The 19,028-nt window shown below is 62.6% G+C and carries 15 protein-coding genes and 1 riboswitch; of the genes, 9 read left to right on the top strand and 6 right to left on the bottom strand.

All coding sequences use genetic code 11. From position 1 onward, the window contains the following. Positions 1-129 precede the first annotated feature (129 nt). Entirely contained in the window at positions 130-450 is a 321-nt protein-coding gene (locus OIS50_RS02755; RefSeq protein WP_264692803.1) for a cupin domain-containing protein, read from the bottom strand. Between the two features lie 214 nt (positions 451-664). Between OIS50_RS02755 and OIS50_RS02750 the strand changes: the two genes are divergently transcribed. Next, positions 665-1,678, top strand: a complete 1,014-nt coding sequence (locus OIS50_RS02750) for an SDR family oxidoreductase (protein ID WP_264692802.1) — start codon at positions 665-667, stop codon at positions 1,676-1,678. Positions 1,679-1,994: 316 nt separating this feature from the next. On the opposite strand, the gene OIS50_RS02745 is transcribed toward OIS50_RS02750, so the two are convergent. Then, a complete protein-coding gene (locus OIS50_RS02745; RefSeq protein ID WP_264692801.1) occupies positions 1,995-2,576 on the bottom strand; it encodes a hypothetical protein in 582 nt (193 codons plus the stop codon). Between the two features lie 261 nt (positions 2,577-2,837). On the opposite strand from OIS50_RS02745, the gene OIS50_RS02740 reads away from it, so the two are divergent. The 4 genes from OIS50_RS02740 to OIS50_RS02725 all read left to right on the top strand — a co-directional run bounded on the left by OIS50_RS02740 (position 2,838) and on the right by OIS50_RS02725 (position 9,317). Further along, on the top strand, positions 2,838-3,275 hold the full coding sequence (locus OIS50_RS02740; RefSeq protein ID WP_264692800.1) for an STAS/SEC14 domain-containing protein: 438 nt from the start codon (positions 2,838-2,840) through the stop codon (positions 3,273-3,275). A 146-nt stretch (positions 3,276-3,421) separates the two neighbouring features. Continuing rightward, the gene (locus OIS50_RS02735) at positions 3,422-6,616 is read left to right on the top strand and encodes an AsmA-like C-terminal region-containing protein (protein WP_264692799.1); all 3,195 of its coding nucleotides are present in this window, start codon (positions 3,422-3,424) and stop codon (positions 6,614-6,616) included. 476 nt (positions 6,617-7,092) lie between these two features. Beyond that, positions 7,093-8,406 (top strand): flavin monoamine oxidase family protein, encoded by a 1,314-nt coding sequence (locus OIS50_RS02730; protein ID WP_413617036.1) that lies wholly within the window; start codon positions 7,093-7,095, stop codon positions 8,404-8,406. 338 nt (positions 8,407-8,744) lie between these two features. Beyond that, the gene (locus tag OIS50_RS02725) at positions 8,745-9,317 is read left to right on the top strand and encodes a DUF1003 domain-containing protein (RefSeq protein ID WP_264692797.1); all 573 of its coding nucleotides are present in this window, start codon (positions 8,745-8,747) and stop codon (positions 9,315-9,317) included. On the opposite strand, the gene OIS50_RS02720 is transcribed toward OIS50_RS02725, so the two are convergent. Further along, entirely contained in the window at positions 9,314-9,886 is a 573-nt protein-coding gene (locus OIS50_RS02720; protein ID WP_264692796.1) for an NUDIX hydrolase, read from the bottom strand. The genes OIS50_RS02725 and OIS50_RS02720 overlap by 4 nt on opposite strands. Before the next feature lie 34 nt (positions 9,887-9,920). Beyond that, entirely contained in the window at positions 9,921-11,621 is a 1,701-nt protein-coding gene (locus tag OIS50_RS02715) for a sodium:solute symporter family transporter (RefSeq protein WP_264692795.1), read from the bottom strand. Positions 11,622-12,003: 382 nt separating this feature from the next. On the opposite strand from OIS50_RS02715, the gene OIS50_RS02710 reads away from it, so the two are divergent. The 4 genes from OIS50_RS02710 (at position 12,004) to OIS50_RS02695 (ending at position 15,929) form a co-directional block, all read left to right on the top strand. Further along, a complete protein-coding gene (locus OIS50_RS02710; protein ID WP_264692794.1) occupies positions 12,004-13,038 on the top strand; it encodes a zinc dependent phospholipase C family protein in 1,035 nt (344 codons plus the stop codon). Positions 13,039-13,209: 171 nt separating this feature from the next. Further along, positions 13,210-13,308: riboswitch (SAM riboswitch) on the top strand. Between the two features lie 185 nt (positions 13,309-13,493). After that, on the top strand, positions 13,494-13,784 hold the full coding sequence (locus OIS50_RS02705; RefSeq protein WP_264692793.1) for a hypothetical protein: 291 nt from the start codon (positions 13,494-13,496) through the stop codon (positions 13,782-13,784). Positions 13,785-13,786: 2 nt separating this feature from the next. Further along, the gene (locus OIS50_RS02700) at positions 13,787-14,785 is read left to right on the top strand and encodes an ATP-grasp domain-containing protein (protein ID WP_264692792.1); all 999 of its coding nucleotides are present in this window, start codon (positions 13,787-13,789) and stop codon (positions 14,783-14,785) included. Positions 14,786-14,903: 118 nt separating this feature from the next. Continuing rightward, positions 14,904-15,929, top strand: coding sequence for an LLM class flavin-dependent oxidoreductase (locus OIS50_RS02695; protein ID WP_264692791.1), 1,026 nt, complete (start codon positions 14,904-14,906; stop codon positions 15,927-15,929). A gap of 357 nt (positions 15,930-16,286) precedes the next feature. On the opposite strand, the gene OIS50_RS02690 is transcribed toward OIS50_RS02695, so the two are convergent. Together OIS50_RS02690 and asnA are read right to left on the bottom strand one after the other, a co-directional pair. Then, a complete protein-coding gene (locus OIS50_RS02690) occupies positions 16,287-17,012 on the bottom strand; it encodes a PA2169 family four-helix-bundle protein (RefSeq protein ID WP_264692790.1) in 726 nt (241 codons plus the stop codon). 250 nt (positions 17,013-17,262) lie between these two features. After that, positions 17,263-18,300 carry an aspartate--ammonia ligase gene (gene asnA, locus OIS50_RS02685; protein ID WP_264692789.1) on the bottom strand — a complete coding sequence of 346 codons (1,038 nt, stop codon included), beginning with the start codon at positions 18,298-18,300 and terminating at the stop codon, positions 17,263-17,265. Positions 18,301-19,028: the final 728 nt, after the last annotated feature.

The following is a 19,028-nucleotide window of genomic DNA, read 5'->3' as shown; positions in this document are numbered from 1 at the left end:
CCCGCGCCGCCGACCGAGCCACGGAAAGCCGCCGTGCCCGCCCCCAACAAACAGCCGGCCCCGCTTGCTGCCGGGCAGCAAGCGGGGCCAAAACCACCCAGGCGCTACGGCAAGCGCGGGGCAGCGCCTTTAGCGGTAGATGAGAATGCGCGCGTCGTCGAGGCAATGGAGCGAGTGGCGCGCCCCGGCCGGAAACACGATGTAGTCGCCGGCTTCCACTTCGGTAGCCGTATCCTCCACGGTAATAATCAGGCGCCCGGCCAGCACGGTTACCAGCACATCAACGGGGGCATCGTGGGTGGGCATGGTTTCGCCGGCCCGAAACGTCTTGAAAATGACTTTCTGCCCGTTTTTATCGACCAATACCTGGGCTTTGGTTTCGCCGATGGCGGTGTGGCGCCCGCCAAGCAAGCTGCCCGTTTGCAGGGCCGCGGAAGTAGCTGAATTCATGAGTAAAGTCCCCGTTGGGGCATTTGGTTGGGGCGAAGCTACGCGGCCGCTCCGGGCACCGAAATGACATTTATCAGCCCAAAACCTGACGCTGCTTACCTGGCCCGCGCGCCCGCCCGCAACTCCCTCAGCCCATAGCCGCCCCGCCGCCCCACCCCCCCGAACAACCTGGCCGCCGGCGCGTTAAACCTAACTCACCAAACGCGATACGGCCATGAGCAAGCATTCGATAGCAGGCCAAACGGTGGTTATTACGGGCGCCAGCAGCGGCATTGGCCGCGCTACGGCTTTGGCGTTTGCCCGCTGCGGGGCCCGGCTGGTGCTGGCCGCCCGGCGGGCCAACGTGCTGGCCGAGGTGGTAGCCGAGTGCGAGCACCTAGGGGCCCGGGCGCTGGCCGTACCCACCGATACCACCGATGCGCAAGCCGTGGAGCGCCTGGCCCAGCAGGCCGAAACTTTTGGCGGCCGTATCGACGTGTGGATTAACAACGCCGGCAGCGGTGCCGTGGGTGCTTTTGATGAGGTGCCCGTGGCCGCGCACGAGCAGGTGCTGCGCCTTAATTTGCTTGGCTACCTCTACGGAGCGCACGCGGTGTTGCCGCTATTTAAGCGGCAGCAGGGCGGTATTCTCATCAACGTGATATCCCTAGGTGGCTGGGTGCCCATGCCCTTCACGGCATCGTACACGGCCAGCAAGTTTGGCTTGCGCGGCCTGAGCGAGTCGTTGCGCGCCGAGCTGACGGACACGCCCAGCATTAGGGTGTGCGACGTGTACCCGGCCTTCGTCGATACGCCCGGTTTTCAGCACGGCGCCAACTACACGGGCAAACTCATCAAGCCGGCGTCGCCGGTTTTCAGCCCGTACAAAGTAGCCGATGCCTTGGTGGAGCTGGCCCGGCACCCGCGCAACACCACCATGGTGGGCTGGACGGCCACTGCCATGCGTACGGCTTATGCCCTGGCCCCCAACGCCACCCGCTCGGTGCTGGCGCGGTTTTTCAGGCTCTACCTGAAGCAGGCCAAACCCGCCCCCGTGAGCACCGGCAGCCTGCTGGCCCCAACCGCCGTACCGCACGGCACCGATGTAGAAGGTGGCTGGGGCAGCAGCGGCAAACCCGGCGTAGCCGCCTGGCTGGGCACGGCTTTCGCGGCGGGTTTGGCAGCCAGCGTTTACGCGCTGGCGCGGCGGCAGTCGGGCGGTGCGGCCTTCAGCAAACCGGTGCATTAGCTTGCTCCCCTGTGTCCTCAACAGCAGCTGTACCTAGGGGCGTCCGGCCCGAACGACCGAACTGCGCAACTAATTGATTAGCTGCTTGCTACTTCATATCCGTAAAAACCACGCATATAACTGCTTCAAGTTCAAATTATACCAAAAGACACGAACTAACTAATTGTTAACAACTTACCTACAAGACCTGGAACAAGCTTGCTACTCTGATTAGAACCCAACTTGAGCTGGCTTCAATGCTAATACAAACGCCAAACGGCCCGCAGCGAGTAGGTTTTGCCTACCCTGCTGCGGGCCGTTTGCTGTTGGAGCGGGCTTACTTCTTGGCCAGCGGAGCTGCTTGCACAACGGTGTTGTCGGGCAGCGGAATTTCGCGGGCGGTTTGGAACGTGAAGGGCTTGTCAGCTTGCTCGTCGATGCGGCGCTGCAGGATGCGCAGGCGGGCGCCGTCGCCGGGCGTTACCGATACATCGGAGCCGGTGCCGGAGTTGGCGTCGTAGCTCCGGAAGCCCACCAGCGTATTGCTCGGAAACTCCGCGCGCTTGGCTTTGGCTTCGTCTACCACATCGGGCTTGCCGGCAAAGCGGCCCAGGTCGACTTCCTTGGTTTCGCTGCCTTTGATGACGAGGTACACCGTGGTTTTTTTCTGGCCGCTTTCGGCATCTTTCACAGGCTCGAAGCGAAACGACAATTTCGCGGGCACGGGGGCGGCAGTAGTGGGCGCGGCGGCCGGCGTGCTGGCCTCGGTTGGCGCGGCAGTGGTGGCGCTGCTATCGGCCGCGGTGGCTTGCTCGGTGGTGCCGGCAGCGGCCTCGGGTTGCTCGGTGCTAGGTGCCGACTGGTTGCAGCCGGCCGCGAGCAGCGCCGCAGCCAGCAGACCCAGGTAGTAAGACTTCATAAAGGGGCGTGTACGAGGAGGTTGGTACTTTCTGAACGGTAAGAATAAGCAGAAATGGCCGGCTTTGCACTATCCGGCGGCGAATTGCACTTTACATTTCGGCCCCGAACCCTGCCGGCAAAGTTTTGGTGGTATAAATCCGAGTATATATATTGCTATGGAGCCATACGCCTGCCTTCCACCTGTTGCATGTTGCCGCGCCGTTTCACCGGCCGGCCCGAAGTGATTATTGCTGATTGCAGCCACCCTAGGCTTACTCGTATGCAACAAGTTGTTCTGCAGAATTCCTTCGGCAAACCCTTCCTCACGGTGCGGTGGGACGCAGCCAACCACTGGATTTACAACCGCTGGGAGGGCATGCTCTCGAAGGAAAACGTAATAAAGGGCGGCGAGCAGGTGCTGGAGGTGATGCAGGCCACCGGCTGCCGGCTGCTGCTCAACGACAACCGCGAGGTAAAAGGCTCGTGGAGCCAGGCCAACGACTACATTGCCCACCACTGGATGCCCAAAGCCAAAGCCCTGGGCTTGCGCCGCTTTGCGCACATTCTGGCGCCGGGCCTGTTTGCGCAGCAATCGGTAGAAGAAATGCTGCACCGCGTGGAGGGCCGTTTTGAAATGCGCCTGTTCGGTAACCTCGACGAGGCCACCGAGTGGCTGAAAGCCGAGCAGCCCACTTTTCAGCCCACGCCGGCCTCGTAGCCGCGCTGCCGGCAGCCAAACCCAGCGCAGGCACCTAGGCCGGTTGTAGCCTCCGGGGGCCCAACTGCGTACTGCCCATTGCGGGTGCTACCGTGGAGCTAACGACGCCCTGGGCTCCGGAGCGGTGCGGCACCCGGCACTGCGCTATGCTGCTGAAGAATTTCCGACGAGCTGCCCTGCTGGCCCTACTGCTTGCTGCGGTAGGAAGCGGGCTGGTGTTGGCGCTGCTGGGCACGCGCTCGGGCCGGCAACAGCTGGAGCAACAGCTGCGCGAGCAGCTGCGGCAAAGCACCAGCTTGGTGGCAAGCCCCTACACGGTGCGCCTTTCTACCTGGCAGGATTTTCCGCATTTCACGGCTACGGTGCAGGGTTTTGCGCTTACCGATACGGCCCACGGCCGCCCCCGGCAGGTGCTGCGCGTGGGCCGCGCCGATTTGCGCCTGCACGTGCTGGCGCTGCTCCGCGGCCGCGTGCAGGTGCGGCGCCTGCATCTGGCCGATGTAGTGCTGAGCAGCTACGTCGACTCGGCGGGGCGGCGCTGGGGCGTGCACGGCCGCGACTCAGTTGCGCAGCCGGCCGACCCATTGCCCTTCGAGCTGAAAAGCCTGCGCCTGAGCAACGTGCGCCTGCAGTTTCGCAACGACTACAAGCACAGCGCTTTTGCGGCCGTCATCCAACAGGCGCAGCTAAAGGCCCGCCAGGCCGACGGGCTGCTGCAGGTGCAGGGCCAGCTGGCGGGTACCCTGGAGCTGTTGCGCGGCCGGCGCGGCACCATGGTGGCCCGCCAACCCATGCGCGCCTGGGTGCACTACCGCTACCACCACGCCAGCCGGCAAGGCAGCCTCCGGCAAAGCGGCGTTACCCTGCACGGCGACACGCTGCACGTGGCGGCCACCCACACCACCGGCCTGGCAGGCAATCATTTGCAGCTGAGCATCAAAGGCAAGCAGCCGCTTAGCCGCGTGCTGCCCCCGATGCTGCCCCCCAGCCTGGCCGCCTACGTGGCCGATGCCCGCAGCCCCAGCAAAGCCTACATCGAATACCGCCTGCGGGGCGCCACCGGCCCCACGGTGTGGCCCCGCAGCACCACGCGCCTGCAGCTGCGCAATGCCCAACTCAACTGGCCCGATTCGGCCCGCCGCATCCGGCGCTGGAACCTGCTGGCCGTGCTCGACAACGGCCCCGCGCACCACCCGCGCACCACCACGCTGCGCTTGGAGCACTGCCGCATTTTTTCGTCGGTGGGCGAGCTGGACGTGCAGCTGACCATGCGCGACTTTCGGCGGCCGTACCTGGTGGGGCGCATGCGCGGCCGCACCGATTTGCCGGCTTTGGCCGCCCTGGTAGCGCCCGGTTTCTGGCAGGCCCACCGGGGCAGCGCCGAGCTCGACATAGCCCTGCGCGGCCTGCTGCCGCCCCCGCCCGGCCAGATCAGCCCCCGGCACGCCGCCGAAAACCTGCAGGCCCGCGGCACTGTGGTGCTGCGCAACGCGGCCTTTCGGCTGCCCGACCGCAATGCCGAAGTGCGCAACCTGCGCGTGCACCTAGGGATGCAGGACAGCGTGTGGCAGCTCAACAACCTGGCCGGCGAAGTCGACGGCATGCGCTTTCAAGCCTCGGCCACGGCCACGCACCTGCTCGATTATTTCACGGGCCTCGCCCCTGCTACCCACATCAGGGGCCGTTTTGCGGTAGAGGAGCTGCGCACGGCCCGCCTGCGCCGCCTGCTGCAACCGGCGGCACCTAGGGCCGCCGGCGTCAGGCCCAACCCACGCCCGCGCCACGCCCCCGCCGATACCAGCCTGATACCGCCGGGCTTGCGCCTGAACATCGACCTGAGCTGCCAGCGCCTGCTGTTGCCCGCCGACACCGTGTACCGCCTGGCCGCCGCCGTGCAGCACGATAGCCGGCGCACCTCGCTGCGCAACCTCTCGGCCCGGGTGTGGGGTGGCGAGGTGCGCGGCCAGGCCTCCTGGCCCTCCGCCGAAGCCACAAACCAAGCGCCGGCCAACCTGCAGCTCGATGTGCGATTTGGTGCCCTCAGCTACCAGCGCATGGTGCATTTGCTTACGGCCAAACCCCGGCGCCGCCCGGCCGCACCGGCTTCGGCGCTTTCTGAAATGCTGCTGGCCGCCAACGGCCAGGCCAATTGCCGCATTGCAACCCTGCACCTGCCCGCCAGCGGGCAGGTGCAAAACCTGCGCCTGCGGGTGCTGAAAACCGGCAACACCTTGCGCATGCCGTACATGCTTTTTAGCGCTTCGGGCGGCGGAGCAGGCCGCGCCACCGCTACCGCCCGCCTGGCCGGCGGCAAGCTGGCGGCAGCCAATGCCAACCTCGATTTGCGCTACCGCACGCTCGATATACAGCGCCTGTTGCTGCAGCTGGCCAGCCTGGCGCCCGACAAGACTGCCGACGACGCCCCCGCCGCCACTGCTTCGGCTAAGCCCAACGGCAACGGTACCAGCCGCATGCTCACCGATGGCCGCCTGAGCGCCCGGCTGCGGGTGCGGGCCGAGCAGGTGCGGTACGGCGTGCTTACGGGCTCCAACTTCCGGGCACTTTCTACCCTGCAACCCGGCAGTGCCCGGCTCGAAGACTGTGCCCTGCATGCGTTTGGCGGCTACTTTCGGCTGCGCGGGCGGCTGCAAACCACGGCGGTGCAGGGCTTGCACCCCTTGCATGCCCAGCTCGATTTGGGCAACGTGGCCCTGCCGCAGCTTTTCCGGTTGGCCGATGCCCTGCAGTTCGATGTGCTGGGCAGCCAGAACATCCGCGGCACCTTGCACTGCAACGCCGACGTACGCACCACCCTCGATGCCAACTTTTTGCCGGCCGCGGGCCGCACCGTGGGCTACGCCAGCGCCGACGTACTCAACCTGGAGCTGCTGAACGTGGCCGCGCTCGAACAGGCCTTTAAGCTGGCCGGCGCCCGCCGCACCAGTCATCTGGTATTCGAGCCCGTCAGCTCGCGCTTCTTCTTCGACCGGGGCACCGTGCTCATCCCCTCGCTGCACCTCAACAGCAACCTCACCGACCTCGATGTCAGCGGCTTTTACAACCTTAGCGGGCAGGCCAATTTGTATTTGGGCCTGAGCCCGTTTCAGGCCTTGCTGGGCAACAACGCCAAACGCGTGGGCCGCATTTTGCGCGACGAGCCTGCCCGGCGCCCGGGGCGCAACCTCACCTACGTGAACCTGCGCCGCGCCCCGCGCGGCCGCAACAACCTGCGCTTGTTCAAGGGCCAGGAAAAACGCCAGCAACAAACCTTGCTGCAGCAGCAATGCCGCCGGCTGCTGCTCGCCCACCCCCTCGACACTACCTTGCGCCAGCTTCAATAGCGGCCGCTTCGGTCCCTAGGTGGCGTTTGGTCTTAAGCCAATACGGGCCCGCCGCACCGTTGCACATCCGCCTATGCGCTGTGCCTGGGCGCGCAATTGTGTGGTTGCTGACATTCAATTTCGTACGTCATGCTGCGCTGGTCGAACCGCAGGTCGGCGCAAGGCAAGCGTCTCTACCGCTTCGTCGGCACGTCATGTCGAGCGCAGTCGAGACATCTCGCCGGATAGTATTGTCATCCTGACGCAGGAAGGACCTTATCATGTCAGGACCTCACGGGACCCCTCCGGGGCACGGCCCCCTCCCCAAAAGGAGAGGGGGAGTGTATGCTAACGGACGACCGCACGCGAGATGTCTCGACTGCGCTCGACATGACGTGCCGGCGAAACAGTAGAGATGCTTAACCTAAACCTTCAAGCGCAGCCGCACGCTAACTTGCCTTCCGGCCCAAAACCTTTCGGCGAGGCCGATTGTAGGAGTGCCCGACATGACAGAAGCAGACGTACTGATTGTAGGCGCCGGCGCGGCTGGCTTAATGGCGGCCCGCGAGCTAAGCCAGGCCGGCAAACGCGTGGTGGTGCTGGAAGCGCGCCCCCGCCTGGGCGGCCGCATCTACACCTTTACCGGCGAGGGTTTTACCGCCCCCACCGAGCTGGGTGCCGAGTTTCTGCACGGCGACGTACCCCTGACCCGCAGCCTGCTGGCCGAGGCCCACGTGGCCTGCCACGATACGGCGGGCGAGCTGTACGAAGTGGAAAACGGCGAGGTGCAAGCTTCCGAAAGCATGTTCGAGGAATTGCCCACGCTGCTGGAGCACCTGCAAACCCTCGAGCACGACATGACCCTGGCCGATTACCTGGCCCGCTATTTCGCCGATGATCAGTACGCCGCCCTGCGCACCTGGGCAACGCGCTTTGCCGAGGGCTACGATGCCGCCGATGCCCACCGCGTAAGCGTATTTGCCCTGCGCGACGAGTGGGCCGCCGGCGGCGCCGAAGACTCGCCCCGCCCTGCCGGCGGCTACGGACAACTTATTGAGCACCTGGCCCATGCCTGCCGTTCCGCTGGCTGCGAAATGCACCTAGGGCACGTGGTGCAAACGGTGCAGTGGCAACCCGGCCGCGGCGAGGTGCGGTGCACCAACGGCCAGCAATTTGCGGCCCGGCAAGTGCTGCTCACGCTACCGCTGGGTGTGCTGCAGGCCGGCGCCGGCCAACCTGGCAATGTGCAGTTTCGGCCCGGGTTGCCCGAGCACCGCGCGGCTGCCCAGGCGCTAGGTTTTGGCCCCGTGATTAAAGTGCTGCTGGAGTTCAAGACAACGTTTTGGGAAACCGCCGGCCCGGCCTTGCAGCGGCCGTTGCCCAACCTGGGTTTCTTGTTTTCGGATGCGCCGGTGCCCACGTGGTGGTCGCAGCGGCCCGACGCGCGCCCGTTGCTAACGGGCTGGGTGGCCGGCCCCGCCGCCGATAAGCTGCGCCACACCCCGCCCGCCGAGGTGCTGCAGCAGGCCCTGGAATCGGTGGCGTACTTGCTCGGCTGCAGCCCCGCAACCGTGCGCGAGCAGTTGGTGGCCCACAAAGTAGCTAACTGGGGGGCCGATGCTTTTGCCCTAGGTGCTTATGCCTACGCCACCGTGGGGGCAGCCGAGGCGCGGGCAGTGCTGGCGCAGCCCGTAGCCAACACGCTCTTTTTTGCCGGCGAAGCCCTGTACGAAGGCCACGCCATGGGCACCGTGGAGGCAGCACTGGCCAGCGGCCAGCAGGCAGCGCAAAAGCTGCTCGCGGCGGAGTAACCCGCAGGCCCGTGAGGCAGCGCACGTCACCAGCGGCACCGTCGAGCCAGGCGGTATCTGAAAAGGATGAAACGGTCCTGCTTCATCTGGCGTCCGCTTGTCGAACCGAAGATCGGCGTAGCCAAGCATCTCTACGGATAGTATTCTACTATCCAACGAAGCGGTAGAAATGCTTGGCTACGCCGACCTCCGGTTCGACAAGCTCAGCATGACGCTCAAGAAACGCGGCATCACTTTTCAGGCACAACCAGGCTGCGATTCAGGGCACAGGCGCGGCTTAACTGTCCAGCCGGGCCTTTTGCTGAGACGTATACCACACTCCCCCTACGTTTTCAGCTATGACATCCTTCGCTTCCAATAACCAGCCGCTGCGGGCCGGGCAGTCCGGCATGGCCGATATCGTTGAACGCAACATCGATGCGCTGCTGCAACGCCAGCGCCAGCACGACGAGCGCAAAAACTGGCAGGAGCGCCTTGCCGACGGCGTTACGCGCTTTACCGGCAGCATGACGTTTGTGTTTATTCACCTAGGGCTGTTCGGCCTCTGGATTGTCTGGAACCTGGGCTGGCTGGGCCTCAAGCCGTTCGACGAGTCGTTTGTGGTGCTGGCTATGTTTGCCTCCGTCGAGGCCATCTTCCTGTCCACGTTCGTGCTCATCAGCCAAAACCGCATGGCCGCCGTGGCCGACAAACGCGCCGACCTCGACCTGCAAGTCAGCCTGCTCTCGGAGCACGAAATCACGCGGCTTATCATCCTGACCACCGAAATAGCGCGCAAAATGGGCATCGAGGCCGCCAACGACCCCGAAATTCCGGAGCTGGCCAAAGACGTGAACCCCGAGCACGTGCTCGATACCATTGAGAAGCAGGAAGATAAAATGGCGCGCGAGACCGGCGGCACCTCGGCCTAGGTGCCCGCGGGCTGCAGCTTGCGCAGGGCCAGCAGGCAAAGCGCCACCGAGCCGGCTACGCGTATCTGCCCGCTCATCACGAGGCCTTCAATCTCGTGCAGCGGCACCGTAAGCACCTCAATGTTTTCGGTGTCGTCGAGCTGCTGCCCGGCTACGCGCCGGGCGTTGCGGGCCACGAAAAAGTAGATGCGGTTGGTGTCTTTGGTGGGGTTGTCGGTTACGTCCAGCACCTGCTCCACGTCGTCGGAGGCGTAGCCGGTTTCTTCGAGCAGCTCGCGGCGGGCGGCTTCGAGCGGGGTACTTTCGCCTTCATCAACCACGCCGCCGGGCAGCTCGATAAACACATCGGCGGCGGCGTGCTTGTACTGGCGCACCAGCACCACCTGGTTATCGGCCGTGAGCGGAAACACCAGCACCACGTTGGGCCGCACGCTCACGAAGTAGTCGTCGAGCACCTGGCCGGTGGGCAGTTCCACGTGGTCGCGCCGCAGCTTGTACCAGCGGTGGTTTACCACCAGCTCCGATTTCAAAATCTTCCACCGTTCCATGTCGAGGGGGTAGTTGGTCATGTGTAGCGCGGAAATCCGTTCCGCGCTACAGCGCCTACCAGAACTTTACGTAGAGCGCCGATACCATCAGCAAAATCAGTACAATGAGGAAAGTGTTTTGCGGGCTCACCCGGAACATGGCCGCATTCAGTACCAGAGCTTTGGGGTTCACCCGCGGGCCGAACAGGCTGATGACCACCATGAGCGCCACCGTGAAGAAGAACGACCAACCCATGCTTACCAGGAAAGGAATTTCGTAGGCGCCCTGGGCATTGCGGAAGGCCGAGTAGAGCACCGTTTCGGGCCCGAACAGCGTGGGCGCGTAGTTGTTGAACAGCACCGACAGCAGGAAACCCGCCAGAATACCCGCTACCGCGGCCGGGGCACTGGTGCGCCGCCAGAACATGCCCAGCACAAACACCGCCACGATGCCCGGCGAGATAAAGCCCGTGTACTTCTGAATAAACGTGAAACCGCCTTCGCCGCTGATGCCGAGCACGTCCTTCCACGTCAGGAACACGGCCAGCAGCATGGCGGCCAGAATGGTGAGGCGGCCCACCCACACCAGCTGCTTTTCGTCGGCCTGGGGGTTGAGGTAGCGCTTGTAGATATCGAGCGTGAAGATGGTGGAAATGGAGTTGGCTTTGCCGGCCAGCGAGGCCACGATGGCTGCCGTGAGGGCGGCCAACGCCATGCCCTTCAGGCCGTTGGGCAGAAAGGTGAGAATGGCTGAGTAGGCGTTGTCGGGGTTGAAGGCGCCGGTGGAAGCCATTTCGGCCTGCAGGCCGCCGTTTTTGTGCAGCACGTAGGCCGCAATGCCCGGCAGCATCACGATTACGGGCATGATGAGCTTGAGCAGGCCCGCGAACAGGATGCCCGTGCGCGCCGTGTTCAGGTCGGCACCTAGGGCGCGCTGCGTAATGTACTGGTTGCAGCCCCAGTAGTTGAGGTTGGCCACCCACTGCCCGCCGGCGTACATGGCCAGGCCCGGCAGGGCCAGGTAACGCGCCGTTTCGGCCGTGGAGGCGGCGGGGCCGGGCTTCTCGAAAATCATGTGGAAGTGGTCGTCGGCGTCGCGCATCATGGCCGAAAAACCGGCCAGCACATCGTTGCCAAGGCCAAACTGCTGGCTGACGAGCGTGAGGGCGATGTACGTGGTGGCCAGGCCGCCGATGATGAGCACCGTTACCTGCACCACGTCGGTGTAGCCCACCACCTTCATGCCGCCTAGGGTCAGCAACAAGGCAAACAGGGCCAGGGCCAGCAGTATCAGGTGGAAGCTTTCGCCGCCCACGATGTTGTTGATGGCCAGCGCCCCTAGGTACAAAATGGCCGTGAGGTTGACGAGCACGTACAGGAACAGCCAGAACACGCTCATAATCAGGCTAAGCGTGGCGTTGTAGCGCTGCTCCAGAAACTGCGGCATGGTGTAAATCTTCTCGCGCAGGTAAATCGGCATGAAGAACACCGCCACGAAAATCAGGATGAGCGCCGCTACCCACTCGTAGGCCGCAATGGCAATGCCCTGCACAAAACCGCCGCCCGACATACCGATGAACTGCTCGGCCGAAATGTTGGAGGCAATCATGGAGGCCCCGATAGCCCACCACGTCAGGGAGCCTTCGGCCAGGAAAAAGTCCTTCGAATCGGATTCGGTACGCTTTTTTTGGCGGTAGATGTAGTAGCCGTACAACGATACGCCCACGAGGTAAATGAGAAAGACCAACAGGTCGATAAGAGCCAGATCGTTGCGCATACCGCGGCTTGTAGATTCGGAAGTGACAGGCGGTGCTACGGCCGCCAAAATGCGCAGAAATATAAGCGCACCAGCGCGGCCCCGCGCCGCTGCCGCCCCCAAAACATGCCAGCCGCCGCGCCGCCGGGCATGTGCACGGCCTGGGCCGCCGCCCGGGGCCGCACGGGCATTGCCGGCTCACGGCATTGCCGGCGAAACCACAGTAATTGACTTATCCCTAGGTGCAAAGCAAGCGCCGCCGGCCAGGCAGGCCATAGCTGCAACGGCCTGCTTCGGCTTCAACCTACAAAGAGTCAGGAAATTGATTACCCAAAACCCTGATTCACAAATCGGTATTTGGCCGATGCCTGCCAAGCCCAGATATTTGCCTTTTCTTTTTCTTATGCCTACGCTACGTATGTTCAACTTTAGCCGCCGCAGCCGCCGTTTGGTATTGGCTACGGCTCTGCTGCTTACCGCTCCCTCGCTGCTGTTTGCCTGGGGCAACTGGGGCCACCAACGCATCAACCGCGCGGCCGTGCTGGCCCTGCCCGCGGCCATGCGCACGTTCTTCTACAACCACATCGATTACGTGGTGACGGAATCGGTCATCCCCGATTCGCGCAAGTACAGCATCAACGACAAAGCCGAGTTTCCGCGGCACTACATCGATCTGGAAGAGTATGGCCCGGTAGCGGAGATACCGCAAGCCGCTGCCGATGCCTACAAAAAATACGACGCCGAAACGCTGGACAAGCACGGCCGCCTGCCCTGGTACCTGCAGGATATGCTGGCCAAGCTGACCACGGCCATGAAAAACCAGCGCAAGGACGAAATCCTGTTTCTGGCCGCCGACCTGGGCCACTACCTCGGCGATGCGCACCAGCCCTTGCACACCTCCTCCAACCACGACGGCCAGCGCACCGGGCAGCGTGGTATTCATGCGTTCTACGAGTCGCAGCTGCCCGAGCAGTTTGGCCGGAACTACAACTTCAAGCTTGCGGAGCCCAAGCTGATTCAGGACCCCGTGGCCGAATCGTGGCGCATTGTGGCCCAGAGCCACGCCGCCATCGACTCGATGCTGACCATTGAGAAAAAGCTGGCCGGCGAAACGCCCAAAGAAGCGCTGTACGTGCTGAACGCCGACGGCCAGGTAAAGAAAAACGTGTTCAACAGCTGGGTGCACACGCCCGCCTACTCGGCCGCCTACCACAAGGCCCTCAACCACATGATTGAGCGCCAGATGCGCAACGCCGCCCAAACCACGGCCAACTTCTGGTACACGGCCTGGGTAAATGCCGGCAAGCCCGACCTCACCAAGCTCGACACCGAATACACCACCAAGAGCAACCAGAAAAACCTGCAAACCGAGCTGAAACTGATTCAGAAAGGCAAGCTCGTCGACTTCTCCTCGTTCGCCGAATTCCCGGTCAACTAAGGCATTTTAGCCGCCTTATCAGCCGCGAAACGCGCCGCCCTGGCGGCCGTTTCGCGGCTTTTTTGTTGCCGAAACCATAACCGCCGGGCTTGTTCGTTGCGAAGAATATTTGTGTTTTCGGCAAACGCTGCTATACCTTTGCAGCATCAATTCTTTCCGACCAAAGGATTGTTTTTATACAGAGGCGTGGAGAGACAGGCTCCCTGAAGCGCCGGCAACCACCAGCGGGGTAACTCCCGGGAACGGTGCCAAGTCCTGACCATATAAAAACAAGTAGCCGTGGCTTCAACTACCCGCACCGCCGCTTTTCGCTCTGCTACCACCGCCCCCAACCTGCGCCAGGCGCAGCGTTGCTGTATGGGCATGGCAGTTGCGGCCTGTTGTTGTTGAGCCCAACCCACACCCCCTCCCCTTGCTGCTGCATGGCTGCTAGGTGCCTGGGCACCTAGGGCTTGGTGCGTCGCAATGCCAGCCCGATTTGCGCTGGCATTGCCATCGGCTCAGTTCAGCGCTTGATTTCCAAGCACTTGGTGGCTTGTGAATTCGGCCGGCAACTGCCTCCTTCCCTGTTTTCCATTTTCTGCTGCGGCTCCGGCTTTTCGGCAGCGTGGGCGCGTGCTGCCCTCGGCTGCCCTGCTCTGCAGCACCTGGGGCAGTTGCAGCTGCACTTTCCAACCGACAATCAGCTCAGCAGCGCTTTTGCGGCTGCTTTTCCCTTCCGCTTACATCGTCATTATTTCTGCTAAACATGGCACAATACCCCAAGCCCATAGGAATTTATTACGAGCACCCCGAATGGTTTAAGCCGCTCTTCGCCGAGCTCGACCGCCGTGGCCTGCCCTACGAGAAGATTGATGCCGCGCACCACCTCTTCGACCCTTCGGAGTCGGAAAGCCCGTACGCATTGGTAATCAACCGCATGAGCTCTTCGGCGTACTTGCGCGGCCACGGCCAGGGCATCTTTCACACGGCCGGTTTCCTTACGCATCTGGAGCGCCTGGGTGTTCGGGTTATCAACGGCACGGTGGCCTCGGGCATCGAAACCAACAAAGCCCGGCAGCTCGATTTGCTGGCCGGTTTGGGCCTGAAATTTCCGAAGTCGCGGGTGGTAAACCACGTGTCACGCATTCCGGACGCGGCCAAGGAGCTGAGCTTCCCGCTGGTAGTAAAGGTGAACATCGGCGGCAGCGGCGCGGGCATCGTGCGCTTCGATACGCCCGAAGGCCTGCAAGCCGCCGTTGATAACGGCCAGATTGACCTAGGCATCGACCAGACTGCGTTGGTGCAGGAGTTTGTGGCCCCGCGCGGCGGCCACATCACTCGCGTCGAGACGCTGAACGGCAAGTTCCTGTACGCCATGAAGGTGTACACCACCGGCACCAGCTTCAACCTGTGCCCGGCCGAAATCTGCCAGATTCCCGACGAGCCCGCAGCGGAAGGCGAGTTCTGCCTTACCCAAGCCCCCAAGAAAGGCATTCAGGTAGAAGCCACCACGCCGCCGGCCGAGGTAATCGAGGCCGTGGAGCGCCTGGTAGCCGCGGCCAAAATCGACGTGGGCGGCATCGAATACCTCGTCGACGACCGCACCGGCGAGGTGCTGTTCTACGACATCAACGCGCTGTCCAACTTCGTGGCCGATGCCGTGAACGTGGTCGGCTTCGACCCCTACGCGCTGTTTGTCGACTACCTGGAGCAAGAACTGGCCGCCGCCACTGCCGAGCTGGCCCTGAGCCTCGCCACTAACTAAACCAGCCCGTCATGCTGAGCTTGTCGAAGCATCTCTACCGCTTCGCCAGATAGTAGATTACTATCCGTAGAGATGCTTCGGCGGGGCTCAGCATGACGTTCTTACAAGACAAGAAACCATGCGTTACGGATATTGGATGCCCGTTTTTGGCGGGTGGCTGCGCAATGTTGAGGATGAAAACATGCGCGCCGACTGGGACTACGTGAAAACGCTGGCCCAACGCTCGGAGGAGCTCGGTTACGACCTGTCGCTTATCGCCGAGCTGAACCTGAACGACATCAAAGGCGAAGAAGCCCCTTCGCTCGATGCCTGGAGCACGGCGGCCGCGCTGGCGGCCGTTACCAAAAAGCTCGAGCTGATGGTGGCCGTGCGGCCTACCTTCCACTCGCCGGCGCTGCTGGCCAAGCAAGCCGCCAACATCGACCACATCAGCGGCGGGCGGTTGTCGCTGAACGTGGTGTCGTCGTGGTGGCAGGACGAGGCCAAGAAGTACGGCGTGCACTTTGAGCAGCACGACGACCGGTACGCCCGCACCGCCGAGTGGCTGCACGTGGTAGACAACCTCTGGAAGCAAGACCACTTCAGCTTCAAGGGCAAGTACTACGAGGTGACGGACAGCATTCTGCAGCCCAAGCCGGTGTCGCGCCCGCGGCCGTTCCTGTACGCCGGCGGCGAATCGGAAGCGGCCAAGAACCTGATTGCCGCCCAGTGCGACGGCTACGTGATGCACGGCGACGAGCCCGCGGCCATCGGCCGCCGCATTCGGGATTTGCAGGAGCGCCGCGACCGGCTAGGCCTGCCCCCGATGAAGTTTGGCGTGGCGGCGTACAGCATTGTGCGCAACACCGAGCAGGAGGTGAAGCGCGAGCTGGAGCGCATCACGAACGTAAACGGCTCGGCCGCCGGCTACAAAAACTACCAGCAGTGGCTGGCCGGCACGCAGCTCGAAAAGCAGGTGTCGCTGCAGGACTACTCCGTGTCGAACCGCGGCCTGCGCTCGGGCCTCACCGGCACGCCCGATCAGATTGCCGAACGCGTGGCGCAGTTCGAGGCCGTGGGCGTTGACCTGTTCCTGCTGCAGTGCAGCCCGCAGCTTGAGGAAATGGAGCGTTTCTCGGAAGCTGTTATTCAGGTACTGGCCTAGGGCTCAGCTGTCATGTCGAGCCAAGCGAGACATCTGGGTGGGCGGTAATTATCGTCCTGACGCAGGAAGGACCTTACCGGTACCTCACCCCCCGGCCCCCTCTCCAAAGGGAGAGGGGGAGTGAATACTAACAAGAGTAGGCGCGCCAGATGTCTCGCTTTACTCGACATGACAGCCGAGCCCTAGGTCGTCAGGCTCCCCCTCTCTTTTGGAGAGGGGGCCGGGCCCCGAAGGGGTCCCGTGAGGTCCTGACGTGAGGAGGTCCTTCGCTTGGGCTCAGGATGACAATGTACCAACGCACAACGCCCCACCTGCCTGGCAGGTGGGGCGTTGTAATTCAGGCACCTAGGGCGCTGCTTAGTGCTTGTTGGTTTGCTCTTTCAACTGCTTCAGGCGCTCGTAGGTTTTCAGCGACTGATCGTACTGGCGCTGTACCTCATGGCGCAGCTCGCCGGTGAGGGTTTGGTCGGCCAGGGCCTCTTTGTAGGCTTTGATGGCCCACTCTTCGCCGTAGATGTTCGAGCCCAGAATGGCTTGTTCGTCGTAGCCGGTAACGGCGGCTTTGGCCTCCATGAAGGCGCGGTACACCTTGCCTTTCAGGGTGGTTTTGGTTTCGCGGGTGCCGCCTTCCTCGCGCAGGTAGTCGTTGAGAATACCGGCAAAGCGCTGGCTCTGGCTTACCAGTTGCTTGTAGTAGCCGCGCAGCTCGGCGTCGGTGCTTTCATCCACGGCGCGCTGGTAGCCCTCGATGCGGTCGTTCACGAACAAGAGCAACTCCTGCAGAGTGGCAGCCGTGCCGCGCTGCCCGCCGGTGCGGCCGCGGGTAGCAAAATAACCTACGCCCAGGGCCAGCAGCGCACCGCCCACTACCTTTTGGGTGGTGCTGAGGCGACCAATGCTGGAGCCCAGGTTGGTGCCTACGTTGCGTACCGGCGCGGGCAGCTGGCCCACCAGGTCGCGGCCTTGGCTAAGCCAGTTTTGGGCCTGGTTCAGCAGCGAGCCGCCGGCCTGCGTGTTGTTGTCGGATTGCGAGTGGGCGCCCGTTTGTGCGCCGGTGTTCGAAGAGGATTGCGGTTGATTCATAGCTAGAGTGTCGTATGGTTAGCTTGGCTGCCTGATACGGCCAAAACGCGGGCTTCGTTTAATAAAGCTTGCCATCAGCTGCATTTTTAGTCAGCATTTCTTGCCCTTCTCGTTCTCGAAACCGATTTAGCCAGCGGCCCGACCCCAATGCGTTTGCAACTGTAAATCAGCACCTAGGCAGCAGCATGCGAGGGTGCACCCGCCGTAGCCGGCATACCCTCGCATTGTCAACCCAACAATTACCCGTGGCCTACAGCAGTGCCACGCCCGCGCTGCTTAGCTCCTGCCGCACGGCTTCGGGCCAGATGCTTACCTGCACCTCGCCGATGTGCGCCTTGCGCAACATAAACATGCACACCCTCGATTGCCCAATTCCGCCGCCGATGCTTTCCGTCAGCTGCCCGGCCAGCAACAGGCTATGGAAACCTAGGGCCGCGCGCTCGGGACAGCCGCGCAGCGCCAGCTGGCGCAGCAAAGCCGCCTTATCCACCCGAATACCCATCGACGATACCTCAAACGCCGATTGCAGCACCGGGTGCCACAGCACGATGTCGCCGTTCAGGCCGCGCCGGCCGGGAGCGGTTTCGGTGCTCCAGTCGTCGTAATCGGGGGCGCGGCCGTCGTGGCTTTCGCCGTGGCTTAGCTCGCCGCCAATACCCACGATAAACACCGCGCCGTACTCGCGGGCCGCGGCGGTTTCGCGCTCCTTTACCGTGAGCGTGGGGTAGCGCTGCAGCAGCTCCTCGGCATGGATAAACGTGATTTGCTCGGGCAGCACGGGCACCACGTCGGCGTACTCTTCGGCCACGCGCAGCTCGGTGGTGCGCAGCGCGTCGTAAATTTTCTCCACGGTTTCCTTCAGAAAAGCCACGGTGCGCTGCTCGGGCAAAATGTGCTTTTCCCAATCCCACTGATCGACGTAGATCGAGTGAATGGGCGAGTAATCCTCGTCGGGGCGCAGGGCGCGCATATCCGTCAGGATGCCGCGGCCCACCGGTATGCCCAGCTCCGTGAGGCGCAGGCGCTTCCATTTGGCCAGGGAGTGCACCACCACGGCGCGGCGCTCGGCCAGGGCTTTAACCGGAAACGACACCGGGCGCTCCACGCCGTTCAGGTCGTCGTTGATGCCGGTGCCGTCGAGCACTGCTATCGGCGACGACACCTTGGTAAGCTGCAGTTGCCGGGCCAGCTCGCGGGCAAACGTGTCCTTCACGAACCCAATGGATTCTTCGGTTTTGAGCAGCCCGGCGGGGCTTTGGGCTTTGGCGGGGGCTAGTGTTGCTTCCATGCGAAATGTGTGGTTTTTGGATTAAAGAATTGTGTTTGGATTCGGCAATTAGAAATGTTCAGGCAAGGCTTCGCCGGACCGAAAAAACACGATGTTTTTTCGGTGCCGAAAACCCATTATTGGCCGCGTATGGGCGAAAAAAAAGCCTCCCGAATTCGGAAGGCTTATTGAAATCAGTTACTGATTTTACGTCTGTACATCAGACCAATAGCCTTCCAGCGTCGGAATTATTATTCCGATTCTGATTATTGAGGCTGTTGGCGAACTGAAGCATGATTGGCGCTTTTAGGGCGTTTTGTTTGGCCAAATTATAAAGCTTGGGTAGCAATGCAACATATCGACATCAATATTTTTTTCAAGCGCAATAATTAGTGGTTGTAATTAACCCTGCTTTGCATTGCTGCTCCCCTAGGTCCGGCACATATCATCCGGATGCAGGAAGGCCTTTATCGGGACCTCCCCCCCCTGCCCCCTCTCCAAAAGAGAGGGGGAGCCACGGCGACCTAGGGCCCAGCTGTCATGTCGAGCGCAGCCGAGACATCTGGGTGCTGACACCAGATAGCATCTGCTCCCCTCTCTTCTGGAGAGGGGCTGGGGGTGAGGTCCTTCGCTTTGCTCAGGATGACAGTCGCTATCCAACGCCAGCACGCGAGATGCCTCGACTGCGCTCGACATGACGGCCTGGTTTGCCTGACGCATCTTAAGACGACCCGGCTACCGGATTATTT

The sequence above is a fragment of the Hymenobacter sp. YIM 151858-1 genome, assembly GCF_025979705.1.
Lineage (GTDB): Bacteria > Bacteroidota > Bacteroidia > Cytophagales > Hymenobacteraceae > Solirubrum.
The sequence above is the reverse complement of the archived record's forward strand: the minus strand, read 5'-3'. Positions and strand labels throughout refer to the sequence as shown.

Bases quoted from the DNA above. Each gene is read 5' to 3' on its own strand.
- OIS50_RS02755 (WP_264692803.1), bottom strand. From the start codon at position 450: ATGAATTCAGCTACTTCCGCGGCCCTGCAAACGGGCAGCTTGCTTGGC.
- OIS50_RS02750 (WP_264692802.1), top strand. From the start codon at position 665: ATGAGCAAGCATTCGATAGCAGGCCAAACGGTGGTTATTACGGGCGCC.
- OIS50_RS02745 (WP_264692801.1), bottom strand. From the start codon at position 2,576: ATGAAGTCTTACTACCTGGGTCTGCTGGCTGCGGCGCTGCTCGCGGCC.
- OIS50_RS02740 (WP_264692800.1), top strand. From the start codon at position 2,838: ATGCAACAAGTTGTTCTGCAGAATTCCTTCGGCAAACCCTTCCTCACG.
- OIS50_RS02735 (WP_264692799.1), top strand. From the start codon at position 3,422: ATGCTGCTGAAGAATTTCCGACGAGCTGCCCTGCTGGCCCTACTGCTT.
- OIS50_RS02725 (WP_264692797.1), top strand. From the start codon at position 8,745: ATGACATCCTTCGCTTCCAATAACCAGCCGCTGCGGGCCGGGCAGTCC.
- OIS50_RS02720 (WP_264692796.1), bottom strand. From the start codon at position 9,886: ATGACCAACTACCCCCTCGACATGGAACGGTGGAAGATTTTGAAATCG.
- OIS50_RS02715 (WP_264692795.1), bottom strand. From the start codon at position 11,621: ATGCGCAACGATCTGGCTCTTATCGACCTGTTGGTCTTTCTCATTTAC.
- OIS50_RS02710 (WP_264692794.1), top strand. From the start codon at position 12,004: ATGCCTACGCTACGTATGTTCAACTTTAGCCGCCGCAGCCGCCGTTTG.
- OIS50_RS02700 (WP_264692792.1), top strand. From the start codon at position 13,787: ATGGCACAATACCCCAAGCCCATAGGAATTTATTACGAGCACCCCGAA.
- OIS50_RS02695 (WP_264692791.1), top strand. From the start codon at position 14,904: ATGCGTTACGGATATTGGATGCCCGTTTTTGGCGGGTGGCTGCGCAAT.
- OIS50_RS02690 (WP_264692790.1), bottom strand. From the start codon at position 17,012: ATGAATCAACCGCAATCCTCTTCGAACACCGGCGCACAAACGGGCGCC.
- asnA (WP_264692789.1), bottom strand. From the start codon at position 18,300: ATGGAAGCAACACTAGCCCCCGCCAAAGCCCAAAGCCCCGCCGGGCTG.